This window comes from Paenibacillus sp. 32O-W (genome assembly GCF_007679495.1).
Lineage (GTDB): Bacteria > Bacillota > Bacilli > Paenibacillales > NBRC-103111 > Paenibacillus_L > Paenibacillus_L residui.
In genome coordinates, this window is the sequence record NZ_VEGP01000073.1 from 11,856 (window position 1) to 28,657 (window position 16,802).

The 16,802-nt window shown below is 49.9% G+C and carries 17 protein-coding genes; 10 read left to right on the forward strand and 7 right to left on the reverse strand.

The window, feature by feature from the left end:
• The coding region (locus FS806_RS26365) for a hypothetical protein (protein ID WP_222126744.1) at positions 1-227 on the reverse strand (227 nt) is incomplete at its 3' end.
• 133 nt (positions 228-360) lie between these two features.
• Here FS806_RS26365 and FS806_RS25915 point away from each other — a divergent pair.
• Positions 361-498 (forward strand): hypothetical protein, encoded by a 138-nt coding sequence (locus tag FS806_RS25915; RefSeq protein WP_186328475.1) that lies wholly within the window; start codon positions 361-363, stop codon positions 496-498.
• A gap of 89 nt (positions 499-587) precedes the next feature.
• Positions 588-1,469, forward strand: coding sequence for a M15 family metallopeptidase (locus FS806_RS21610; RefSeq protein ID WP_144940758.1), 882 nt, complete (start codon positions 588-590; stop codon positions 1,467-1,469).
• 230 nt (positions 1,470-1,699) lie between these two features.
• Here the strand turns inward: FS806_RS21610 and speE are convergent, their stop codons facing one another.
• Both speE and pdxR read right to left on the reverse strand, forming a co-directional pair.
• On the reverse strand, positions 1,700-2,578 hold the full coding sequence (speE, locus tag FS806_RS21615; protein ID WP_144940761.1) for a polyamine aminopropyltransferase: 879 nt from the start codon (positions 2,576-2,578) through the stop codon (positions 1,700-1,702).
• 181 nt (positions 2,579-2,759) lie between these two features.
• Entirely contained in the window at positions 2,760-4,229 is a 1,470-nt protein-coding gene (pdxR, locus tag FS806_RS21620; RefSeq protein WP_144940764.1) for a MocR-like pyridoxine biosynthesis transcription factor PdxR, read from the reverse strand.
• A 302-nt stretch (positions 4,230-4,531) separates the two neighbouring features.
• Between pdxR and pdxS the strand changes: the two genes are divergently transcribed.
• Together pdxS and pdxT are read left to right on the forward strand one after the other, a co-directional pair.
• Positions 4,532-5,416 carry a pyridoxal 5'-phosphate synthase lyase subunit PdxS gene (gene pdxS / locus FS806_RS21625; RefSeq protein WP_144940767.1) on the forward strand — a complete coding sequence of 295 codons (885 nt, stop codon included), beginning with the start codon at positions 4,532-4,534 and terminating at the stop codon, positions 5,414-5,416.
• Between the two features lie 111 nt (positions 5,417-5,527).
• Positions 5,528-6,112 (forward strand): pyridoxal 5'-phosphate synthase glutaminase subunit PdxT, encoded by a 585-nt coding sequence (gene pdxT, locus FS806_RS21630; protein WP_144940770.1) that lies wholly within the window; start codon positions 5,528-5,530, stop codon positions 6,110-6,112.
• Positions 6,113-6,222: 110 nt separating this feature from the next.
• On the opposite strand, the gene FS806_RS21635 is transcribed toward pdxT, so the two are convergent.
• Positions 6,223-6,552 carry a DUF2642 domain-containing protein gene (locus FS806_RS21635; protein ID WP_186328476.1) on the reverse strand — a complete coding sequence of 110 codons (330 nt, stop codon included), beginning with the start codon at positions 6,550-6,552 and terminating at the stop codon, positions 6,223-6,225.
• A 256-nt stretch (positions 6,553-6,808) separates the two neighbouring features.
• Here FS806_RS21635 and FS806_RS21640 point away from each other — a divergent pair, with 256 nt between their 5' ends.
• The 4 genes from FS806_RS21640 (at position 6,809) to FS806_RS21655 (ending at position 12,412) form a co-directional block, all read left to right on the forward strand.
• Positions 6,809-8,629, forward strand: coding sequence for an adenine deaminase (locus FS806_RS21640; protein WP_144940776.1), 1,821 nt, complete (start codon positions 6,809-6,811; stop codon positions 8,627-8,629).
• Positions 8,630-8,685: 56 nt separating this feature from the next.
• Entirely contained in the window at positions 8,686-9,045 is a 360-nt protein-coding gene (locus FS806_RS21645) for a Lin0512 family protein (protein ID WP_144940779.1), read from the forward strand.
• Between the two features lie 402 nt (positions 9,046-9,447).
• Positions 9,448-10,962, forward strand: coding sequence for a sulfatase family protein (locus FS806_RS21650; protein WP_144940782.1), 1,515 nt, complete (start codon positions 9,448-9,450; stop codon positions 10,960-10,962).
• 217 nt (positions 10,963-11,179) lie between these two features.
• Positions 11,180-12,412: an N-acetylmuramoyl-L-alanine amidase family protein gene (locus FS806_RS21655; RefSeq protein WP_144940785.1), complete on the forward strand. Its 1,233-nt coding sequence runs from the start codon at positions 11,180-11,182 to the stop codon at positions 12,410-12,412.
• A gap of 175 nt (positions 12,413-12,587) precedes the next feature.
• Here the strand turns inward: FS806_RS21655 and FS806_RS21660 are convergent, their stop codons facing one another.
• From FS806_RS21660 to FS806_RS21670, 3 genes are all read right to left on the reverse strand, one after another.
• On the reverse strand, positions 12,588-13,118 hold the full coding sequence (locus FS806_RS21660) for an AbrB/MazE/SpoVT family DNA-binding domain-containing protein (RefSeq protein ID WP_260982210.1): 531 nt from the start codon (positions 13,116-13,118) through the stop codon (positions 12,588-12,590).
• A gap of 243 nt (positions 13,119-13,361) precedes the next feature.
• Positions 13,362-13,994 carry a DedA family protein gene (locus tag FS806_RS21665; protein ID WP_144940788.1) on the reverse strand — a complete coding sequence of 211 codons (633 nt, stop codon included), beginning with the start codon at positions 13,992-13,994 and terminating at the stop codon, positions 13,362-13,364.
• 25 nt (positions 13,995-14,019) lie between these two features.
• The gene (locus tag FS806_RS21670; protein ID WP_186328477.1) at positions 14,020-14,619 is read right to left on the reverse strand and encodes a DedA family protein; all 600 of its coding nucleotides are present in this window, start codon (positions 14,617-14,619) and stop codon (positions 14,020-14,022) included.
• Between the two features lie 298 nt (positions 14,620-14,917).
• Between FS806_RS21670 and FS806_RS21675 the strand changes: the two genes are divergently transcribed.
• The gene (locus tag FS806_RS21675; protein WP_144940793.1) at positions 14,918-15,802 is read left to right on the forward strand and encodes a 5'-3' exonuclease; all 885 of its coding nucleotides are present in this window, start codon (positions 14,918-14,920) and stop codon (positions 15,800-15,802) included.
• Between the two features lie 277 nt (positions 15,803-16,079).
• Positions 16,080-16,697: a CGNR zinc finger domain-containing protein gene (locus tag FS806_RS21680; RefSeq protein WP_144940796.1), complete on the forward strand. Its 618-nt coding sequence runs from the start codon at positions 16,080-16,082 to the stop codon at positions 16,695-16,697.
• Positions 16,698-16,802 lie beyond the last annotated feature (105 nt).

Here is a 16,802-nt window from a genome sequence, read left to right on the forward strand (position 1 = left end):
TGAATCGCATCAAAAGCAACCTCTAAAGAAGGATTCGACGACATCTCTGAGTTTTCTTCAATAGGAAGCTTTTTATACGATGCAAGCTTGGACTGCCCTGTGCACAGGCCCGGCTGAATCGCATCAAAAGCAACCTCTAAAGAAGGATTCGACGACATCTCTGAGTTTTCTTCAATAGGAAGCTTTTTATATATTACCACAAAGAAGTCGGGCGGTTTAGTCTCCATGGAAAAATAATATTAGAATGACGACTGCTAGCTGATTGCTAAAGGCCGATATTGGAAGTGGAAACGCGCTGGTTCTAGTTGACGGATCCGATATTCGCAGGCTATTAGCACCAGAAAAAAAGGAAGGAAATAGTTGAAAATACGAATATGGACAGGTAGAATGGGCAAGAGGCGGCTTCCTTTATTCTATTTACAGGAACTTAAATGGGTGCTGGTTCAACTTGTTGCCCTGCTCAACAAAGTCGGTGGCAGCCAAGGTACGATGTATTAAGTCCGGTCAGGTCGACCGGTACCATTGTTTGTTAAAGGTGTCAAATAAAGATGGGAAGACAAAGAAATCCATCGGATAGGAGGCTCATTATGAAAAAAAATCGCTTATCTGTCGCTGCTACAGCTCTAGTCCTTTCCGGGTCCCTTGCACTGTTGTCTGCCTGCGGAGATTCCTCGCCGGGACAGGCGGCTGAAACGCCGGGGGTCACTTCTTCCCCTAAAGCAGAAACCACCCCAAGTCCGTCTCCTTCTCCGTCTGCGGAGCCTGTCCCAACGGACGACAAGAAGCCGGAAACTACGCCTTCTTCTTCACCGGATGCGGGATCTGGGGAAAAGCAGGGGACTGGAACCAATCCGGGGAATGAGGCCGTAGAGGTAGTAGCAAAGCCCGACGCGATGACGGTGCTGGTCAACAAGAAGTATAAGCTTCCGGACGGCTATAAGGCGGATGATCTGGTAGAACCGAATGTTCATTTCATTTTTAGCGAAAAGCTGGAAAAAAGACTGATGCGCAAAGAAGCAGCCGAAGCCCTGGAGGAATTATTCGAAGGGGCCAAAAAGGACGGACTTCATCTGGGCGGAGTTTCCGGGTACCGGTCTTATGATTATCAAAAATCTTTATTTAACCGTTACGTCAAGGAACAAGGCGAGGAAGAGGCTCGTAAGGTTAGCGCGGTTCCCGGGCATAGTGAACACCAGACGGGACTGGCTATGGATGTGTCGGACAGCAGCGGGAAATGTGCGGCGGAGGATTGCTTCGCGGATATGAAGGAAGGCAAGTGGCTGGCCGAGCATGCTCACGAGTACGGATTTATTATCCGCTATCCGAAAGGGAAGGAATCGATTACCGGCTACAGCTATGAGCCGTGGCATATCCGTTATGTCGGCAAAGAGATTGCCAAAGATATTTACGAGAAAGATTTGACGCTGGAAGAATATTACGATGCGGTACTGGTGTCGGCCCATCAGTGAACTCGTTCAGCTAAGCTGAACATCGAGTAATCAGATGGAGACTCTACTCCACCTGATTTAGAGCCCACCTATAGAGGTGGGGTCTTAGCCCGATAATACAAACATTGGGATAAACCGGAATAAGAAAAATAGCAGGAACCGCCTGCTAGTTTTCTTGCATAAATGGAAGGGAGAGAATATCAGAACATTCTCTCCCTTTTTTTTCATAAAGACCGACGGATGGCAGCATCCTATATATGGACGGATTTTTCCTCATCCAGAAGAGCTTTCACAAATTGCGGAAGCTGGAAGCAGCCGGATAACACATCCTTGTTGGCATAGGTAGCTTCCTTGTCGAAGTTCGCGCATCGGTCGAAGTCGACCGGACGTTTCGAGCCAAGTGTAAAGCTCCACATACCTCCTGGGTAGGTAGGTACTACAGCCCAATACATGTGCGTGTGCGGGAACAGGCTGTCAATCCGGCCCAAGGTCTGTGCCATAACTTCCGGCTGGAAGATCGGGGACTGGCTTTGGCAAACCATCATCCCGTCCTCTTTCAGCGCATGATGGAGATTCCGGTAGAAGTCCAGCTCGAAGAGCTGGGTCGCCGGCCCGACCGGGTCCGAGGAATCGACGATGATGACATCGTACTTTCCTTTCGCTTGCTTCACGAATTCAACTCCATCGGCATAGATGAAATTGACCCGGGGATCGGACAGATTGCCGGACACTTGCGGCAAATGGGCCTTGCACGCCTGAACGACCAATTCGTCAATCTCCACCATATCCAATTGTTCCACTTGACGGTATTTGCAGGCTTCCCTCGCGGCACCGCAATCTCCTCCGCCTATAATTAGCACCCGTCGCGGATCGGGATGCAGCGTAAGAGGAAGGTGGGTGATCATTTCGTTATAAATATGACCATCCATCGAAGTTGTCTGCACAGCTCCGTCAAGCACAAGCATTCTTCCGAAATCGTAACAATCCAGGATCATCACATGCTGAAAACGAGACTGTTGTTCAAATACCACTTCTTTTATCCGGTAATTGAGTTTAAGATTGTCTCTTTCGCTTTCGGTCAACCAGAGTCCACCTTTATCCTGATGAAGATACATGGATAACCGTTCCATTTTCAACCCCCTATAAAAAAATAATAGTTAGCTGGAGGATTCACCCAGCTACTAGAATTCATTGTACCAGAATCGGCAGGATAATGCCTAATCCGGCTATAGCAGGTCTACTAATGATAGATAGAAGGAGGCCGTAAACTCCTTGCTCAGCCCTCAAAGAACCGGAAAAAGACGAAAGCCGTTAAAATAAAGGAGTCGTCCCTTTGCGGCTCCCGGCCGCGGCCAAATAAGAGGCGATCGCAGAGCATAGCTCCACTAATCCGGTTCTCAACTGCTCCTCGCTCACCTGCGAGAAGCTGATTCTCAGGTGATTCCATTCCACTTCGTTAGGATAACAGGCCGATCCCGGAAGGAAAGTCAGGTGATGACGCTCAGCCTCATCCAGCAGCTCAATCGTATTGGCTTGCGGAGGGAGTGTTAACCACAGGTTGAAACCTCCGCGCGGAATGATCCACCTTACTCCTTGGGGAGCATGCTGTTTTAGCAGTTTGATGGCAAGGTCGCGCCTTTGCTTGAGGGCGGCCCGCAGCTGTTTTAGAAGAGGCGTGATTTGTCGGGATTGAAAAATGGGCAGAATCACCTTCTGATTAAGCAGCGGGTTGCCCAGGTCCGCATTCGTCTTGGCGGTGATCAGCCGGTTTAGAATGCTGACGGAAGCGATCAGGAAGCCGATTCGGCAGCCTGGAGACAGCATTTTGCTGAGTCCCTTCAAATAAATGACGTGGCCGCTATGGTCCATCGATTTAATATGGGGGGGAGGAGTTTCGTCGTAATAGATTTCACTCCACGGATCATCCTCCAGGACGAGACAGTTCAAATCTTCAGCCAGCCCCAGCAGCTGCTTGCGCCGTCGCAAGCTCATGACCTTGCCGGTCGGGCTCTGAAAGCTTGGCACCGTATAGATCAGCTTGGGGGTAACCTCATCCGTCAAGGCGGTCAAGCGGTCGATCCGCATTCCTTCCTCATCCATCGGAACCGACAGTATGGTAGCGCCGCGGCTGCGAAAAACATCGATGGCGGCCGCATAGGTCGGCTCTTCCGTAACGACAACGTCTCCCGGTCCGATAAAGCTCCGGGCCACCAGATCGATCCCTTGCTGGGACCCGTTGGTGACCAATATTTCCTGGGGAGAGACCGCAATTTGTTCATTCATTAAATAAGATGACAGCGCCTGTCGCAGCTCCAGATCTCCCTGGATCTCGCCATATTGAGCGAGCACTTCCGGATAGTATTGCGCCAGATGCCGGAGGCTTTCCGCCAACTCCCGGGTCGGCAGCAAATCCGCAGCTACTGCGGACAGGGAGAAATTGATGGCTACAGGCTTCTCACTGTAATGCTTGGCTTGGGACCGGTGCAAATAGTCCGGGAACTGTAATGGACTGTTACTCACTTCCTTCTTAACTTCAACTTCCCCCGCCTCATAAACAAAAGTTCCCTTGCCCTGCACGCGGGTAATCAGCTTGTCCGCTTCGAGCAGATCGAGAGCATGCGATACGGTGACCGGGCTGACCTGCAGCATCCTTGTCAGTTGTCTGACGGAAGGCAGACGGGTGCCTTTGGCAAAATAACCGGATAAGATCCGATCGGACAACGCTCTATAGATTTGCCGGGCTAACGGAACCTGCGAGCTGCGGTTCAATTCGATTCTCAAGGTGTTTCCCTCCTGCTTGATCCAAGTAAAGTGTTACACATTGATATTGACTGTTACATATCATCGTACCTAAAATAGCACCAGGAAACAATCCTTGTATAAATATGGGAGGGGGGATTCGACAACCCCGAGGCTTAACGGATAAAAGGATGAAGCTGGAAATGTGCCGAGGGTTACGAAGGTGAACGTATTCTGCAATTATATCATCCATGGTCGGTCGTTGTGGGGCAAGTCGAGTTCCCCATATTTGCAAGTAATATTTATTATCATTAATTATTAATATCATTAAGGAGATGGGTGCTATGGTACAAACAGGAACGGATTTAGTTAAAAGAGGGATGGCCGAAATGCAAAAAGGCGGGGTCATCATGGACGTTATGAATGCCGAGCAGGCCAAGATTGCCGAAGCTTCCGGAGCCTGCGCGGTTATGGCTCTGGAAAGAGTGCCCTCCGACATCCGGGCGGCCGGCGGAGTGGCCAGAATGGCAGATCCTACCGTTCTGGAAGAAGTGATGAACGCGGTGACGATTCCGGTCATGGCAAAATGCCGAATCGGACATTATGTGGAAGCGAAAGTGCTGGAAGCGTTAGGTGCCGATTATATTGACGAAAGCGAAGTGCTCACTCCTGCCGATGACTTGTTTCATATCGATAAGAAACAATTTAAAGTTCCTTTCGTCTGCGGGGCGAAGGATATCGGTGAAGCATTGAGAAGAATAGGAGAAGGGGCTTCCATGATGCGTACCAAAGGGGAGCCTGGCACGGGCAATATTGTGGAAGCTGTTCGTCACATGCGTTTGATCAACTCGCAAATCCGGAAGATTCAGAATGCTTCCAAGGATGAATTGATGGCCGAAGCCAAAAACCTGAGCGCTCCGTATGATTTGGTTCTATACGTTCATGAACATGGCCGGCTTCCTGTAGTCAACTTCGCGGCCGGTGGTGTGGCGACGCCTTCAGATGCAGCCCTTATGATGCATCTGGGTGCGGACGGGGTATTCGTCGGCTCCGGAATATTCAAATCCGAAAATCCGGAAAAATTCGCCAAAGCGATTGTTCAGGCGACAACACATTACGAAGATTTCGAGCTGATTGCCAATGTGTCCAAAAATTTGGGCGGAGCTATGAAGGGCATTGAAATCAACAAGCTGGAGCCGTCCCAACGCATGCAGGACAGAGGCTGGTAAAAAAAGCTCCTAACGGAGCCTCTTCGAAGACGAACGTCAATTAGAAAGGTATTCATCTTAATGCTCAAATAAACTTGAACTTTTAATGTGGTAAGAAGGTGTGGGAAGTCGATGAAAATAGGCGTTCTTGCTTTGCAGGGTGCGGTTGCCGAACACCTGAATATGTTAAAGTCAATACAGGTGGAGGGAGCCATCGTTAAAAAAACGGAGGAGCTGGACGGGGTGGACGGGCTGATCATTCCCGGAGGGGAGAGCACAACCATCGGCCGCTTAATGAAGGAATATGGATTTATTGAGCGTATCCGGGAGTTCTCGAAGCAGAAAAAACCGATTTTCGGAACTTGCGCGGGGATGATCTCCCTGGCCTCCAACATCAAGGACCAGCAGGAAAGCTATTTGCAGCTTATGGATATCACGGTGGCCCGTAACGCCTTCGGCCGGCAAAAGGACAGCTTCGAAGCGACTTTGCCTATACAGCGGATCGGCGAGGATGTTCAAGCCGTATTCATCCGGGCACCGCTTATAGAGGAAGCGGGTGCGGAAGTGGAGGTGCTGGCCTCCTTTAACGGCTCCATCGTTATGGCGCAGCAGGAGCATTTGCTGGCCGCCTCGTTCCATCCGGAGCTGACTGCGGATACAAGGGTTCATCGCTATTTTGCAAACATGGTTTCGCGCTATATATCCAACGAAAAGTAGAAAGCCTTCGAGCCGAAAGCCGGATTCTCAAATAAGAAACCGGACTTTCGGCTTGTTGGCTTATGGAAATGTGCGAGAATCAATGCACTTCCTAAGGTGCTGCAGAGCGCTTATACGAAATAGATGATTTGATGATACAGAACATGGAACTTTTTGTCATGAGACGTCAAGGCCAGATGGTCGATAAAGACGCCATCCAGCTTTCCTTCCACTTTGCCTCCCGTAGTCATCACGGTTATTTTTTTGCCTTGATACTCTTTGAGATGCTCCATGAATTTCGGTTTGACGATGGCAACATACTTGGTTTCCCGGGAATGTGAAGCTCCGTCTCCCGGGGAACGGTTGGCGGAGGACGTATTCCAAGCCAGGCCGAACTGGGGAGCCGCGGGCGACGTTGTCCTGGCCGGCCATGCGGGAACATAACTGTAATATGAATTCATCCCGGTGTTACACTCCTTTAGAGATCCATTCTGAGACAGTAATACTATATGACAAACGCCTGCGACGGGTTCCATAATATGGATGTATTCTATTCGATTTATCCACTACATTCCACGATCAATGAGAAATAACCGCTTAGCTTTACCTTCGAACATCACGAACGATATAATGGACAAGAGGGTGCTGTACGCCCCGGATATACATATAGTCGGAGCATTTCAACCTCAGTATAAAGTTTAAAGGAGATAATAGGGCATGACACACCAATTTCACAGACCACCGTTGGCAGATTGTGTTCCGGATCTGGTCGCAACGGCGCGAGGGGATCAGAAGGCTTCACTCGTAATTACGAATGCGCGTCTGGTGAGCGTAGCTTCCGGAGAAATTGTTGAAGGAATGTCGATTGGGGTTCAAGGGGCTAGAATCGCGTTTGTCGGCCGGGACGCCAGCCATCTAATCGGGGAGAATACCCGTGTGATTGACGCTGCCGGGCGCTATGTGTCCCCGGGCTTTCTCGACGGCCACTGCCATATCGAAAGCAGCCAAATTACGGCCACCCAATTCGCCAGAGCGGTGCTGGTCAAAGGCACGACGGGAGGCTTTTTCGACGCTCACGAAATATCCAACGTCCTGGGACTTCCAGGCTTGAAGATGATGCTGGATGAAGCCAGAACGACTCCTCTGGCTGCATATATGCAGGTCGCATCCTGCGTCCCGTCTACGGGCCCTGAGCTGGAGACAAGCGGAGCCATCATCGGACCGGACGAGGTGGCCGAGGCTTTCACTTGGGGACCCGATATGATCGCGCTGGGGGAAGTGATGAATTTCCCGGGGGTCGTCTACGGCGACGAGAAGATGATCGGCGAAATTCAGGCAGCCCTTAGAGCAGGGCGGGTGGCGGATGGCCACTATACATGGCCGGTGAACGATTGGAGATTATCGGCTTATGCGGCGAGCGGAATCAGCGGAGATCATGAGCCGGTCACCGCCGAGGACGTGGTTCAGCGTGTTCGTCTAGGCATGTATGCGAAGATGAGGAGAGGATCAGCCTGGCATGACGTGGCAGCGACGATTAAGGCTCATACGGAGCAGGGAATCGATACGCGGCGGATGATTCTCGTAACGGATGACCGCAGTCCGGAATCCTTGGTGGATGAGGGCCATATCGATTTCGTCGTGCGCCATGCTATTCAGCAAGGAGTTTCTCCTGTCACGGCCATACAGATGGTGACGATCAATACGGCGGAACGGTTCGGTGTTTCCCGCGATGTGGGCTTGATCGCTCCGGGAAATTATGCCGATATCATTATGATGGATGGCAATTTGGCCGATATCAACGTTGTGATGACCATTGCCGCCGGTCAAGTCGTTGCGGAGAACGGAAGAATGACGGTTGAGCTGCCGGAATACATCTATCCGGAAGAGGCCATTCGTTCGGTACGTCTGTCCCGTGAGCTGACGCCGGAAGATTTCGTCATTCAAGCTCCGAAGGCTTCCGGCGAAGTGAAAGCCAGAGTGATGGAAGTCCGGGAGAATCATGTCGATACGAAGCAGCGAATACTGTCGGTGCCTGTCGTGGATGGGAAACTGCAGGTGAATGCCGATCGCGACCTGTGCAAGATGGCCGTTATCGAACGGCATGGTCTTAACGGCAATAAGGCTCTAGGTCTGGTGACGAACGTAGGCTTTAACGTTCCGGCAGCTATTGCAACGACCGTAGCCCACGACTGTCACAATTTGATGGTCATCGGAAACTCGGACGAATTGATGGCCAAAGCGGCTAACGCGGTTGCGGCTGTGCAGGGCGGTATTGCCATGGTGACCGAAAATGGTGAAACCGTGCTGCCGCTTCCTGTGGCCGGTCTTATGTCCAACGCCCCTTACGAGGAAGTCGCCGAGCAATCGCGGGCTATCGGGGAAGCTTTGAAACAGGCGGGCTGCACGATGAACTATGCGTTTATGACGCTGTCTCTCCTTGCGCTGATTGTAGTTCCCGAGCTGAGGCTGTCGGACATCGGCTTGATTTTGACTACCGAGGAAGGGTTCAAGAAGGTCCCGTTGTTCGTGGAAGAATAAATCGGTGATTGGCACATCACCTCACTAATATTACTTGGTAAAGGAGAGGGTAACGGATGGAGAAGCTGTTTTTTATCGAATTGGGGATGGGGGCCGACCTGCACGGCCAGGATATAACCAATGCGGCAGTCCGTGCGGTCCGGAATGCCATTCACAGCAACTCGATGCCGGGACTTCGCTCTGTCCTGCCGGATAACGATTTGAACCGAATGAAGGTCCACATTAAATTGGCTGTTCCATGCGACAAGGAGCTGCTGGATGTGGAGCAGGTTAAAGCGGTCATTCCATACGGCGAGGTGACGGTGGAGCTGATCGACGGCGGAATGGTGACGTCAAGCGGCATCGTTCTGCCGGACAAAGATGACAAGAATGACCTGATATATATCGTCAATGCCTCCGTAGAGGTAGGCTACTGATCGACAAGCATTGAATACACTTCATGGGGAGGACCCTCTGAATGTCAGGGGAAGCCCCGTTGCCAGCCATCGGACAGATTAGTCGGATGGCTTTTTGCCTATTGGAGGCCAATCCGGCAATACCTTCCCTATCATCAGTTATAATGATGCTTCATGAGAGGCATTTTCACCGGACGACGTAAACGCTCTTCCACAAGGCTGCATCACCAAGCCAGTACGATTCATGATCAACATTTCCCGGGCAACCGCAAAATCCGAGCAAACTTAACACGCTGGAAAAGCGGGGAGGAGTTTTTTCGACATGTGAAACCTAACAAAATGACATATCAAGCTCACATTTCTTCATTCCTTGAACATCCTTGATCCTTTACAATAGAACTTAATCAAACCAAGGGGGTTGAAATGATGACAAGGCCTAATCTCTTGCTCATTACAAGCGATCAGCAGCATTGGAACACGATCGGGGCATTCAATCGGGAAATCCATACACCTAATCTTGACCGGCTTGTGAAGGAAGGGACGACCTACACGAGAGCTTACTGTCCCAATCCCACCTGCACGCCGACACGCGCGTCTATTATTACAGGCTGCTATCCCAGCCAGCATGGAGCCTGGACACTGGGAACGAAGCTGCAGGAGGATCGCCATACGGTCGGGGAGGATCTGATGGCGGCCGGTTACAGGACGGCGCTGATCGGCAAGGCGCATTTCCAGCAGCTGCAGAATACGGAGGAATTTCCTTCCCTTGAATCCTATCCTTATTTGCAGGACCTGGAATTTTGGAAGGACTTCCATGATGTGTTTTACGGATTCGAGCATGTGGAGCTGGCACGTAACCATACGAATGAGTATCTGGTAGGACAGCATTACGCGCTTTGGATGGAGGAGCAGGGCTGCAGCGATTGGCGGGAGTATTTCTCGCCCCCGGTTGGACGCATGGATATATCGATCCGCCATTCCTGGCCGATTCCTGAGAAGTATCACTACAATACGTGGATTGCGGAACGGACTAATGCGATGCTCGAGGAATATCACCGTGCCGGAGACCCCTTCTTCCTGTGGGCAAGCTTCCCCGATCCGCATCCGCCGTATCTGGTGCCGGAACCATGGGACCGCATGTATGATCCGGATAATCTGACTATCCCGCAGGCTGTGCCGGGGGAGCATCTTGCGAATCCGCCGCATTTCCGGATGACCCAGGAGAGAAATCCGGATTTCAGCGCCTGGAAGGAGACGGGATTTCCCATCCATGGGTACCATTCCCACCTGCTGGATTCCGAGCAGGAGCGTAAGCAATTGGTAGCCACTTATTATGGAATGATCAGCATGATGGACAAATATATCGGCCGGATCCTGGACAAATTGGATGAACTGGGACTTGCGGAGAATACGATAGTCGTCTTTACGACCGATCACGGGCATTTCTTCGGTCAGCACGGGCTGCAGGCCAAGGGAGGGTTCCACTACGAAGATTTGATCAAGGTTCCTTTGATCGTCCGTTATCCGGGGCATGTCCCGGCGGGGGTGCAATCGGCCGCCATGCAATCGCTAGTCGATCTGGCGCCGACGTTCCTAAGCTTTATAGGAGCCCCGATTCCGCGGACCATGACCGGAGTGGATCAGCGTGGCGTGTGGCTGGGAGAGCGGCAGCAGGCGAGAGATCATATCTTATGCGAATTCCGGCATGAACCGACGACCATCCATCAGAAAACGTATGTGGACGAGAGATACAAAATCACCGTTTATTATAATCAGACCTATGGAGAGCTGTTCGACCTGCAGGAGGACCCCGGCGAAATCCGAAATCTGTGGGATGATCCGAATGCCCGCGATTTGAAATCTATGCTGCTGCTGAAATATATTTGGGCGGAGCTTGGGAAGGAGCCTATGCCGATGCCGCGGGTGGGAGGAGCATGAGGATTAGCCCCACATGGCTAGGCCAATCAAGCTTTTGCCGAACGCATGGCCGCCTAATGTGTAAAAATAGATCGAATTTTGCCGTCTAGATACGAAATGTTTCGGACTTTTGTCTTAAAATCTCGCAAAATACTTGTCAGATGAGGCTGAACAATGACATAATAGGAGGAATCTTCCATGCTTCTAATCTATTATTTTATGGAAAGGGAGGCCTCTGATGACAAGCACTTATCGGTCTATGCAGAATGGCCGTTTGACACTGTGGCTCTGCGCCACTTTACTATGCTGGATAATAGGATCGATTATATACATACAACCCGCCTATGCGGAGGAGAACGGGTATAAAGCTACTGTTGATGCTACCTCACTGAATGTCCGCGAGGAACCCGCCGCGCAAGGCGCCATTATCGGGAGTCTGAAGCAGGGAACAGAGGTGGAGGTGCTCAGCGAGAAATACGGATGGGCGGAAATTCAATTCGAATCCGGCCCGGGTTGGGTTGCCGCGCATTATCTGATTAAAGAGCAACCCGTGAAGACCTCTAATGAGAAGGAACAGAGAGAGGAGAAGGGGAATAATCCTAAGCCTGCCTCCGAGCCGAAACCAACGGAGAAGAAGACTATCGGGAAAGTATACGGAATAGTGAGTGCGGATGCTCTGCGACTGAGAGAGGAACCTGACTTGGAGGCGGACATTGTCGACCTGCTTCCGGATTCCTCCGAATTGGAGGTTGTCGGACAAGCCGGAGAGTGGCTCAACGTCATTACCGGCGACGGCCAGAAGGGATGGGTGTCCGGCGAATTCGTTGTTCTTAAGGAGGCTCCCGCCAAGAAGGAGACGGCAGAGACCTCTTCACCGCCGGTTGAAGGAAATATTCCTGACAAACCTGTCTTTGAAATTCCCGGATTGAAGAACAAGGTAATCGTTATTGATCCCGGACATGGGGGCTCGCAGCCCGGGACGATCGGAGTCAAACACGGTACTCTTGAGAAGGATTTAAATCTATCAACCGCACTTCTCGTTGCGGAATCGTTAAGAGCTGCGGGAGCGAAAGTCTATCTGACCCGGGATAAAGACCAGTTCCTGGATCTCTCAGACAGAGTAGATATCAGTCATGCCAAGAACGCTGATGCGTTCATCAGTATCCATTATAACTCGGCCAAGCCCGATTCCAGCGGAATCATCAGCTTCTACCATTCCGAGAAGAAGGACAAGCCGTTGGCCAAGGCTCTGCAGAAGGAGCTTGTGGCGGAGACCGATATGAAGAACGGCGGGGACCGTTTTGGTGATTACCATGTTTTGCGGCATAACTCTAATCCGTCCGTTTTATTGGAGCTGGGCTTCCTGTCCAATCCGAATGAGGAAGAGGTCGTCCGGGCGAAAGGTTACCGGCTTAAAGTAGCGAAAGCCATCGTTGCAGGGCTGCAAGAATATTTCGGCCCCGAGTCTTAATGCCTCTAAATAAATTTCATAGAGAAGAGCAAGCTTAGCAGGCTTATTTCGATAAACCACAACAAGGGACTTCATCAGCCGGCTGCCATTTGGTATTTGCCGGTAAGCTTGAAGTCCCTTAATATTTGGTCAAGGCAATGGAATTGCTATAAATGATGAATAGGGGCTGTGTCGGTTATTTCATTTCTTTAAGGAGCTGACTAACCCGCCCCTGACTGATACCCAGCAGCTTGGCAAGCTGCTTCTGAGTTGCCCCTGGATGGTTGCTTAGAGCTTGTCCCAAACGGTATAGCGCTTCCGATTTTTTGCTTCTTTTTTTGGAGGAAAGGGTGGAAGAGGAAGCGGTCTCCGGATGGCTTGCCGCTGCAAATTGTTCCGCTTCTTGGAGCGTATGTTCCGGTGCCTCTCTGGCCGCGTCGATGACCCCATAGATCTCGTCCTTGGAAGGAACGGAAGCCTTCTCGGAAGTTTCCTGTATGCGCTTTAATTCCGTCAAGCAACTCTCGCAAATAAACTGCCCCTTATAATAAGCGATGCTGTTTAATTCCCTGCAGAAGCTGCATTCGGTAGACTTGTACTTCCTCATGATGATCGTGTTGTCATCGGAAATGAAAAATTCAAGCGGATCACCCAGCTCAATGTTTCGGGTCATTCGGATTTCGGTAGGGATGACGATACGGCCGAGACTATCTAACACACGAATCATACCAGTGTCTCTCATCATTTATTCCTCACTCGATTGATTTTTTCCTTAGTATATCAGAAAATAGAAGTTTTTTACTATAGAAGAAAAAATAAACTCAAAAAAATATTGCACTGAAAACATGGCTTCAAGCTGGTTTATCCAGATTTCTATCGCATGTGGATGAATTGCGGATCGCCATCGCTTAAATGTGGAAAACCCCAAGCATTTTTGCCCTCCTGCCTGGGGTTATTTTATGATCGACCCTTATAATTTGCGGTTAAGCCAACGAACCGTTTGCGACAGCAGTTCGGCCAACTGCTTTCTAAATTTGATGCCCAACCAGACGGATACGACGACGACCGCGGCCAGAATCAGGAATATCCGTATTTTCGGATGGGATGCCAGCTTATGCAACAGCTCCCAGTTGGGACCCAGCCAGTAACCCAGAGTCGGAAACGTAAGAACCCAGAAGCAGGCCCCACTATAGGCATATAAGGCGAAAGTACGGAAGGGTAGCCTGACAATTCCGGAAAAATATCCGGTGAAGTGGCGGAGGCCAGGAATAAAATAGGCTATAAAAATGATTTTGTTGCCGTGTTTGTTAAACCATCCTCCCGCTTTCTGCAGTTTGGCAGGGGGGAGGAGCAGGTATTTCCCGAACCTGTCGAAGAACGCTGTTCCGAACCGGCGACCTATCCAATAAGTAATCGAAATTCCTATCGTTGTTCCGGCGGCCGAAACCAATACGGTGATAGGCCAGCTGAGGTAGCCGCTGTAGCTGAGGAACCCTGCGTAGGTCATGGTCGTTTCGCCAGGGAAAGGAAGGGCAATGTACTCCAGCAGCAGGCCTATGAACAGAACCCAGTAACCGTATTGTTCGAACCACTGCGCGATCATATCTATGACGATTCACCTCTTCAAACTACAAATCCTGTCTCTGCTTACGGTAGCTTCTCCAAAGCGCGATCAGACAAATAAGAACGATAATGCCGATAGGAATCCATATATAAGTTCGAATATAAGCAAAACAAGTATTCCAGTTTTCTCCGAAATAATACCCGAGACGAACGTATATAAATGCCCATAATAGAGCCCCGGGAAAGGCATAGCCGAAAAATTTCAACGGATTCCAGGAACGCATTCCCGCAAAATAGGCGCTTAAATGCCTTATAGCCGGAAAGAAATAGCCGAACGTAACGATCGCCGGACCGAATCGCTCGAACCACTGGGAGGTCCGTTCGAAGCGTGCCGGGGTCAGCCTCAGCCTCGGCCCCAGCTTATGTAAGAGCGGCAAGCCGAATCGGCGTCCGAGCCAGTAGGACAGCAGCATTCCGACGAGACTTCCGGAGACGGAAACGATCATAACAGTCAGTAAGGTCATCTGTCCCCGGGAGGCCAAATAACCGGTAAACATCATCAACAGCTCGTCCGGGATGGGAAGACCGACGATCCCGAGAACGAGAAGAACGAATACGGCGGCATAACCGTAGATCAGTATAAAATTCAGCAACCAGTCCTGCAATCCATCCATCTCCTCGTCATTAGCGCTGAACGGTTTCCGCTCTATCCGGATATCTATTATAACAGGACTAAATCTATCGTCCTATTCATTTATCTATCATTTATCTTACAATACTGTAATACGGGAACCATAGCAAATGGTGTCATAACATAGGAGAAAATGTCCTTTCAGCTGCACCTATACTATGGGGACCATTCAACTAGGCCGATACGAGAGCAGGCCATTCTATTCTATGTTATAATCTATTAACAAGATTAGGAGAGAGACGCAATATCTATAAAGAACGGAGTGGACCAGGTTGCAATCTCAAAATAAAGTGCTTTTGGTCGATGGTATGGCTCTTCTTTTTAGAGCCTTCTATGCGACTTCTTATTCCGGCTACATACGTAAAACAAGTGATGGATTACCTACCAACGCGGTTTATGGATTTGTTCAATACTTTTTTGATGCGATTCATAAATTTAACCCATCGCATGTCATTTGCTGTTGGGATATGGGGAGCAGCACGTTTCGTACAGAAAGCTATAGCGAATACAAAAAAAATCGTTTGGAAGCTCCACTTGAGCTTTTACCGCAATTTGATCTGGTCAAAGAAGTAGTGGCCGAAATGGGCGTGCCGAATTTTGGACTAGCCGGGTACGAAGCGGATGATTGTATCGGCACATTGTCAAACAAACTTCAACATGAATCCGAAGTGTTTATTTTAACCGGGGACCATGACATGCTTCAATTAATCACAGAGCAGATTAAGGTTGTAATTATGAATAAGGGCCGATCTAATTATACGGTGTATGATTTAGAAACTCTGTTTGCCGCGAAGAAGCTAACTCCTTCACAGGTTGTAGATTTAAAAGCGTTTATGGGTGATACAAGTGATAATTACCCAGGAGTCAAAGGAATTGGAGAAAAAACTGCACTTAAGCTGTTGCATGAGTATGGTTCGGTCGAAGCTTGTCTCGAATGTTTAGAACAACTTCCAGCAAGTATCAAGAAGAAAATTGAACAAAACTTGGATATGCTGCATCTTTCAAGGGAACTAGCTCGAATTCGACTAGATGTGCCCATAGAATGTAAATTAGATGATTGTATATGGGATCTGCGTCATGCTGCAACCTTAAGGAAATTTGAAGAGTTGGAATTTGGCGGTCTTGTCAAGGTATTAGGCGAGGTAGCTAGTGGTTAAGTACGGTTACTGAAAAATCCTATTATAGATACATGCATTTAACGGAGTTCCATTATCATCACTAATCGTAAACCTGACATGGTGTATAGTTAACTCGATAGACTATAATGTGCTCTTTCCCGTTTATCGGGCTGTTTTGTATCATTGCCGGTGAGCGGGTTCCCGGCAGTCCCCTAAACTTTCCGGCAGTGTCACAGCTTCGCTTTCTGGACAAGACTAGGCCAATCGAATCGAATGGGGTATAATGTGAGCAAAATAGCAATAAGGAGCTCGGAGGATGCCCAAGATAATTGCTCCATCTTTTTACTTTATAGGGAATCACCTGGCATTGGATTTTCTGAATACGAAGGTTGTATCCGCAGGCAACCTCGTAGACCTGCTGCAAACGTCGAACGATGTATTGAACTGGCTTGTTCAAGCAGGTTCCTTGACCGCTGAGCAGATGAATGCCGTTAATGCAATGTGGAGGGAAGGAAATACATTAGTTCAGGAAGCCGTAGAACTGCGCACAGGCATACGGACGCTGGTCAGGCAGGGGATGCAGGGAGAGGATGCCGCCGACGAGGATATGGAGCGCGTTAACCGTATTCTTAGGGGTAAGGCCGTTACAGTAAGGCTTGTCCAGCATCATCGCCGTTTTGCATCAATACGTCACACTGAACTTCGGCATCCGGTCGACCTGTTGATCCCCGTCGCGGAAGCCGCTGTTGATTTGCTTGTGAATGTCGACCTCGGTTTGGTTAAGAAATGCGGGAATCCCGACTGCGTGTTATATTTCTACGATAACAGCAAGAATAATACCCGCCGCTGGTGCAGCCAGAAGACGTGCGGCAACCGGATGAAAGTGGCAGCCTATTTGGAACGCAAGAAACGAGAGGAAAAGAACAGGATGTGAAAGCCCGGATGCGGATCCGGGCTTTTTGTTTAGGCTTTAGCCAGTTGAGTGCGTGAAACGCGCGAAACAAAAAACCACCCGCTATGCGGGTGGAGGGATCGAGGG

Coding starts and splice junctions, on each gene's coding strand:
- FS806_RS21650 (WP_144940782.1), top strand. CDS start 9,448: ATGATGACAAGGCCTAATCTCTTGCTCATTACAAGCGATCAGCAGCAT.
- FS806_RS21665 (WP_144940788.1), bottom strand. CDS start 13,994: ATGATCGCGCAGTGGTTCGAACAATACGGTTACTGGGTTCTGTTCATA.
- FS806_RS21645 (WP_144940779.1), top strand. CDS start 8,686: ATGGAGAAGCTGTTTTTTATCGAATTGGGGATGGGGGCCGACCTGCAC.
- FS806_RS21680 (WP_144940796.1), top strand. CDS start 16,080: ATGCCCAAGATAATTGCTCCATCTTTTTACTTTATAGGGAATCACCTG.
- pdxS (WP_144940767.1), top strand. CDS start 4,532: ATGGTACAAACAGGAACGGATTTAGTTAAAAGAGGGATGGCCGAAATG.
- speE (WP_144940761.1), bottom strand. CDS start 2,578: ATGGAACGGTTATCCATGTATCTTCATCAGGATAAAGGTGGACTCTGG.
- pdxT (WP_144940770.1), top strand. CDS start 5,528: ATGAAAATAGGCGTTCTTGCTTTGCAGGGTGCGGTTGCCGAACACCTG.
- FS806_RS21655 (WP_144940785.1), top strand. CDS start 11,180: ATGACAAGCACTTATCGGTCTATGCAGAATGGCCGTTTGACACTGTGG.
- FS806_RS21640 (WP_144940776.1), top strand. CDS start 6,809: ATGACACACCAATTTCACAGACCACCGTTGGCAGATTGTGTTCCGGAT.
- FS806_RS21660 (WP_260982210.1), bottom strand. CDS start 13,118: ATGATTCGTGTGTTAGATAGTCTCGGCCGTATCGTCATCCCTACCGAA.
- FS806_RS21610 (WP_144940758.1), top strand. CDS start 588: ATGAAAAAAAATCGCTTATCTGTCGCTGCTACAGCTCTAGTCCTTTCC.
- FS806_RS21635 (WP_186328476.1), bottom strand. CDS start 6,552: ATGAATTCATATTACAGTTATGTTCCCGCATGGCCGGCCAGGACAACG.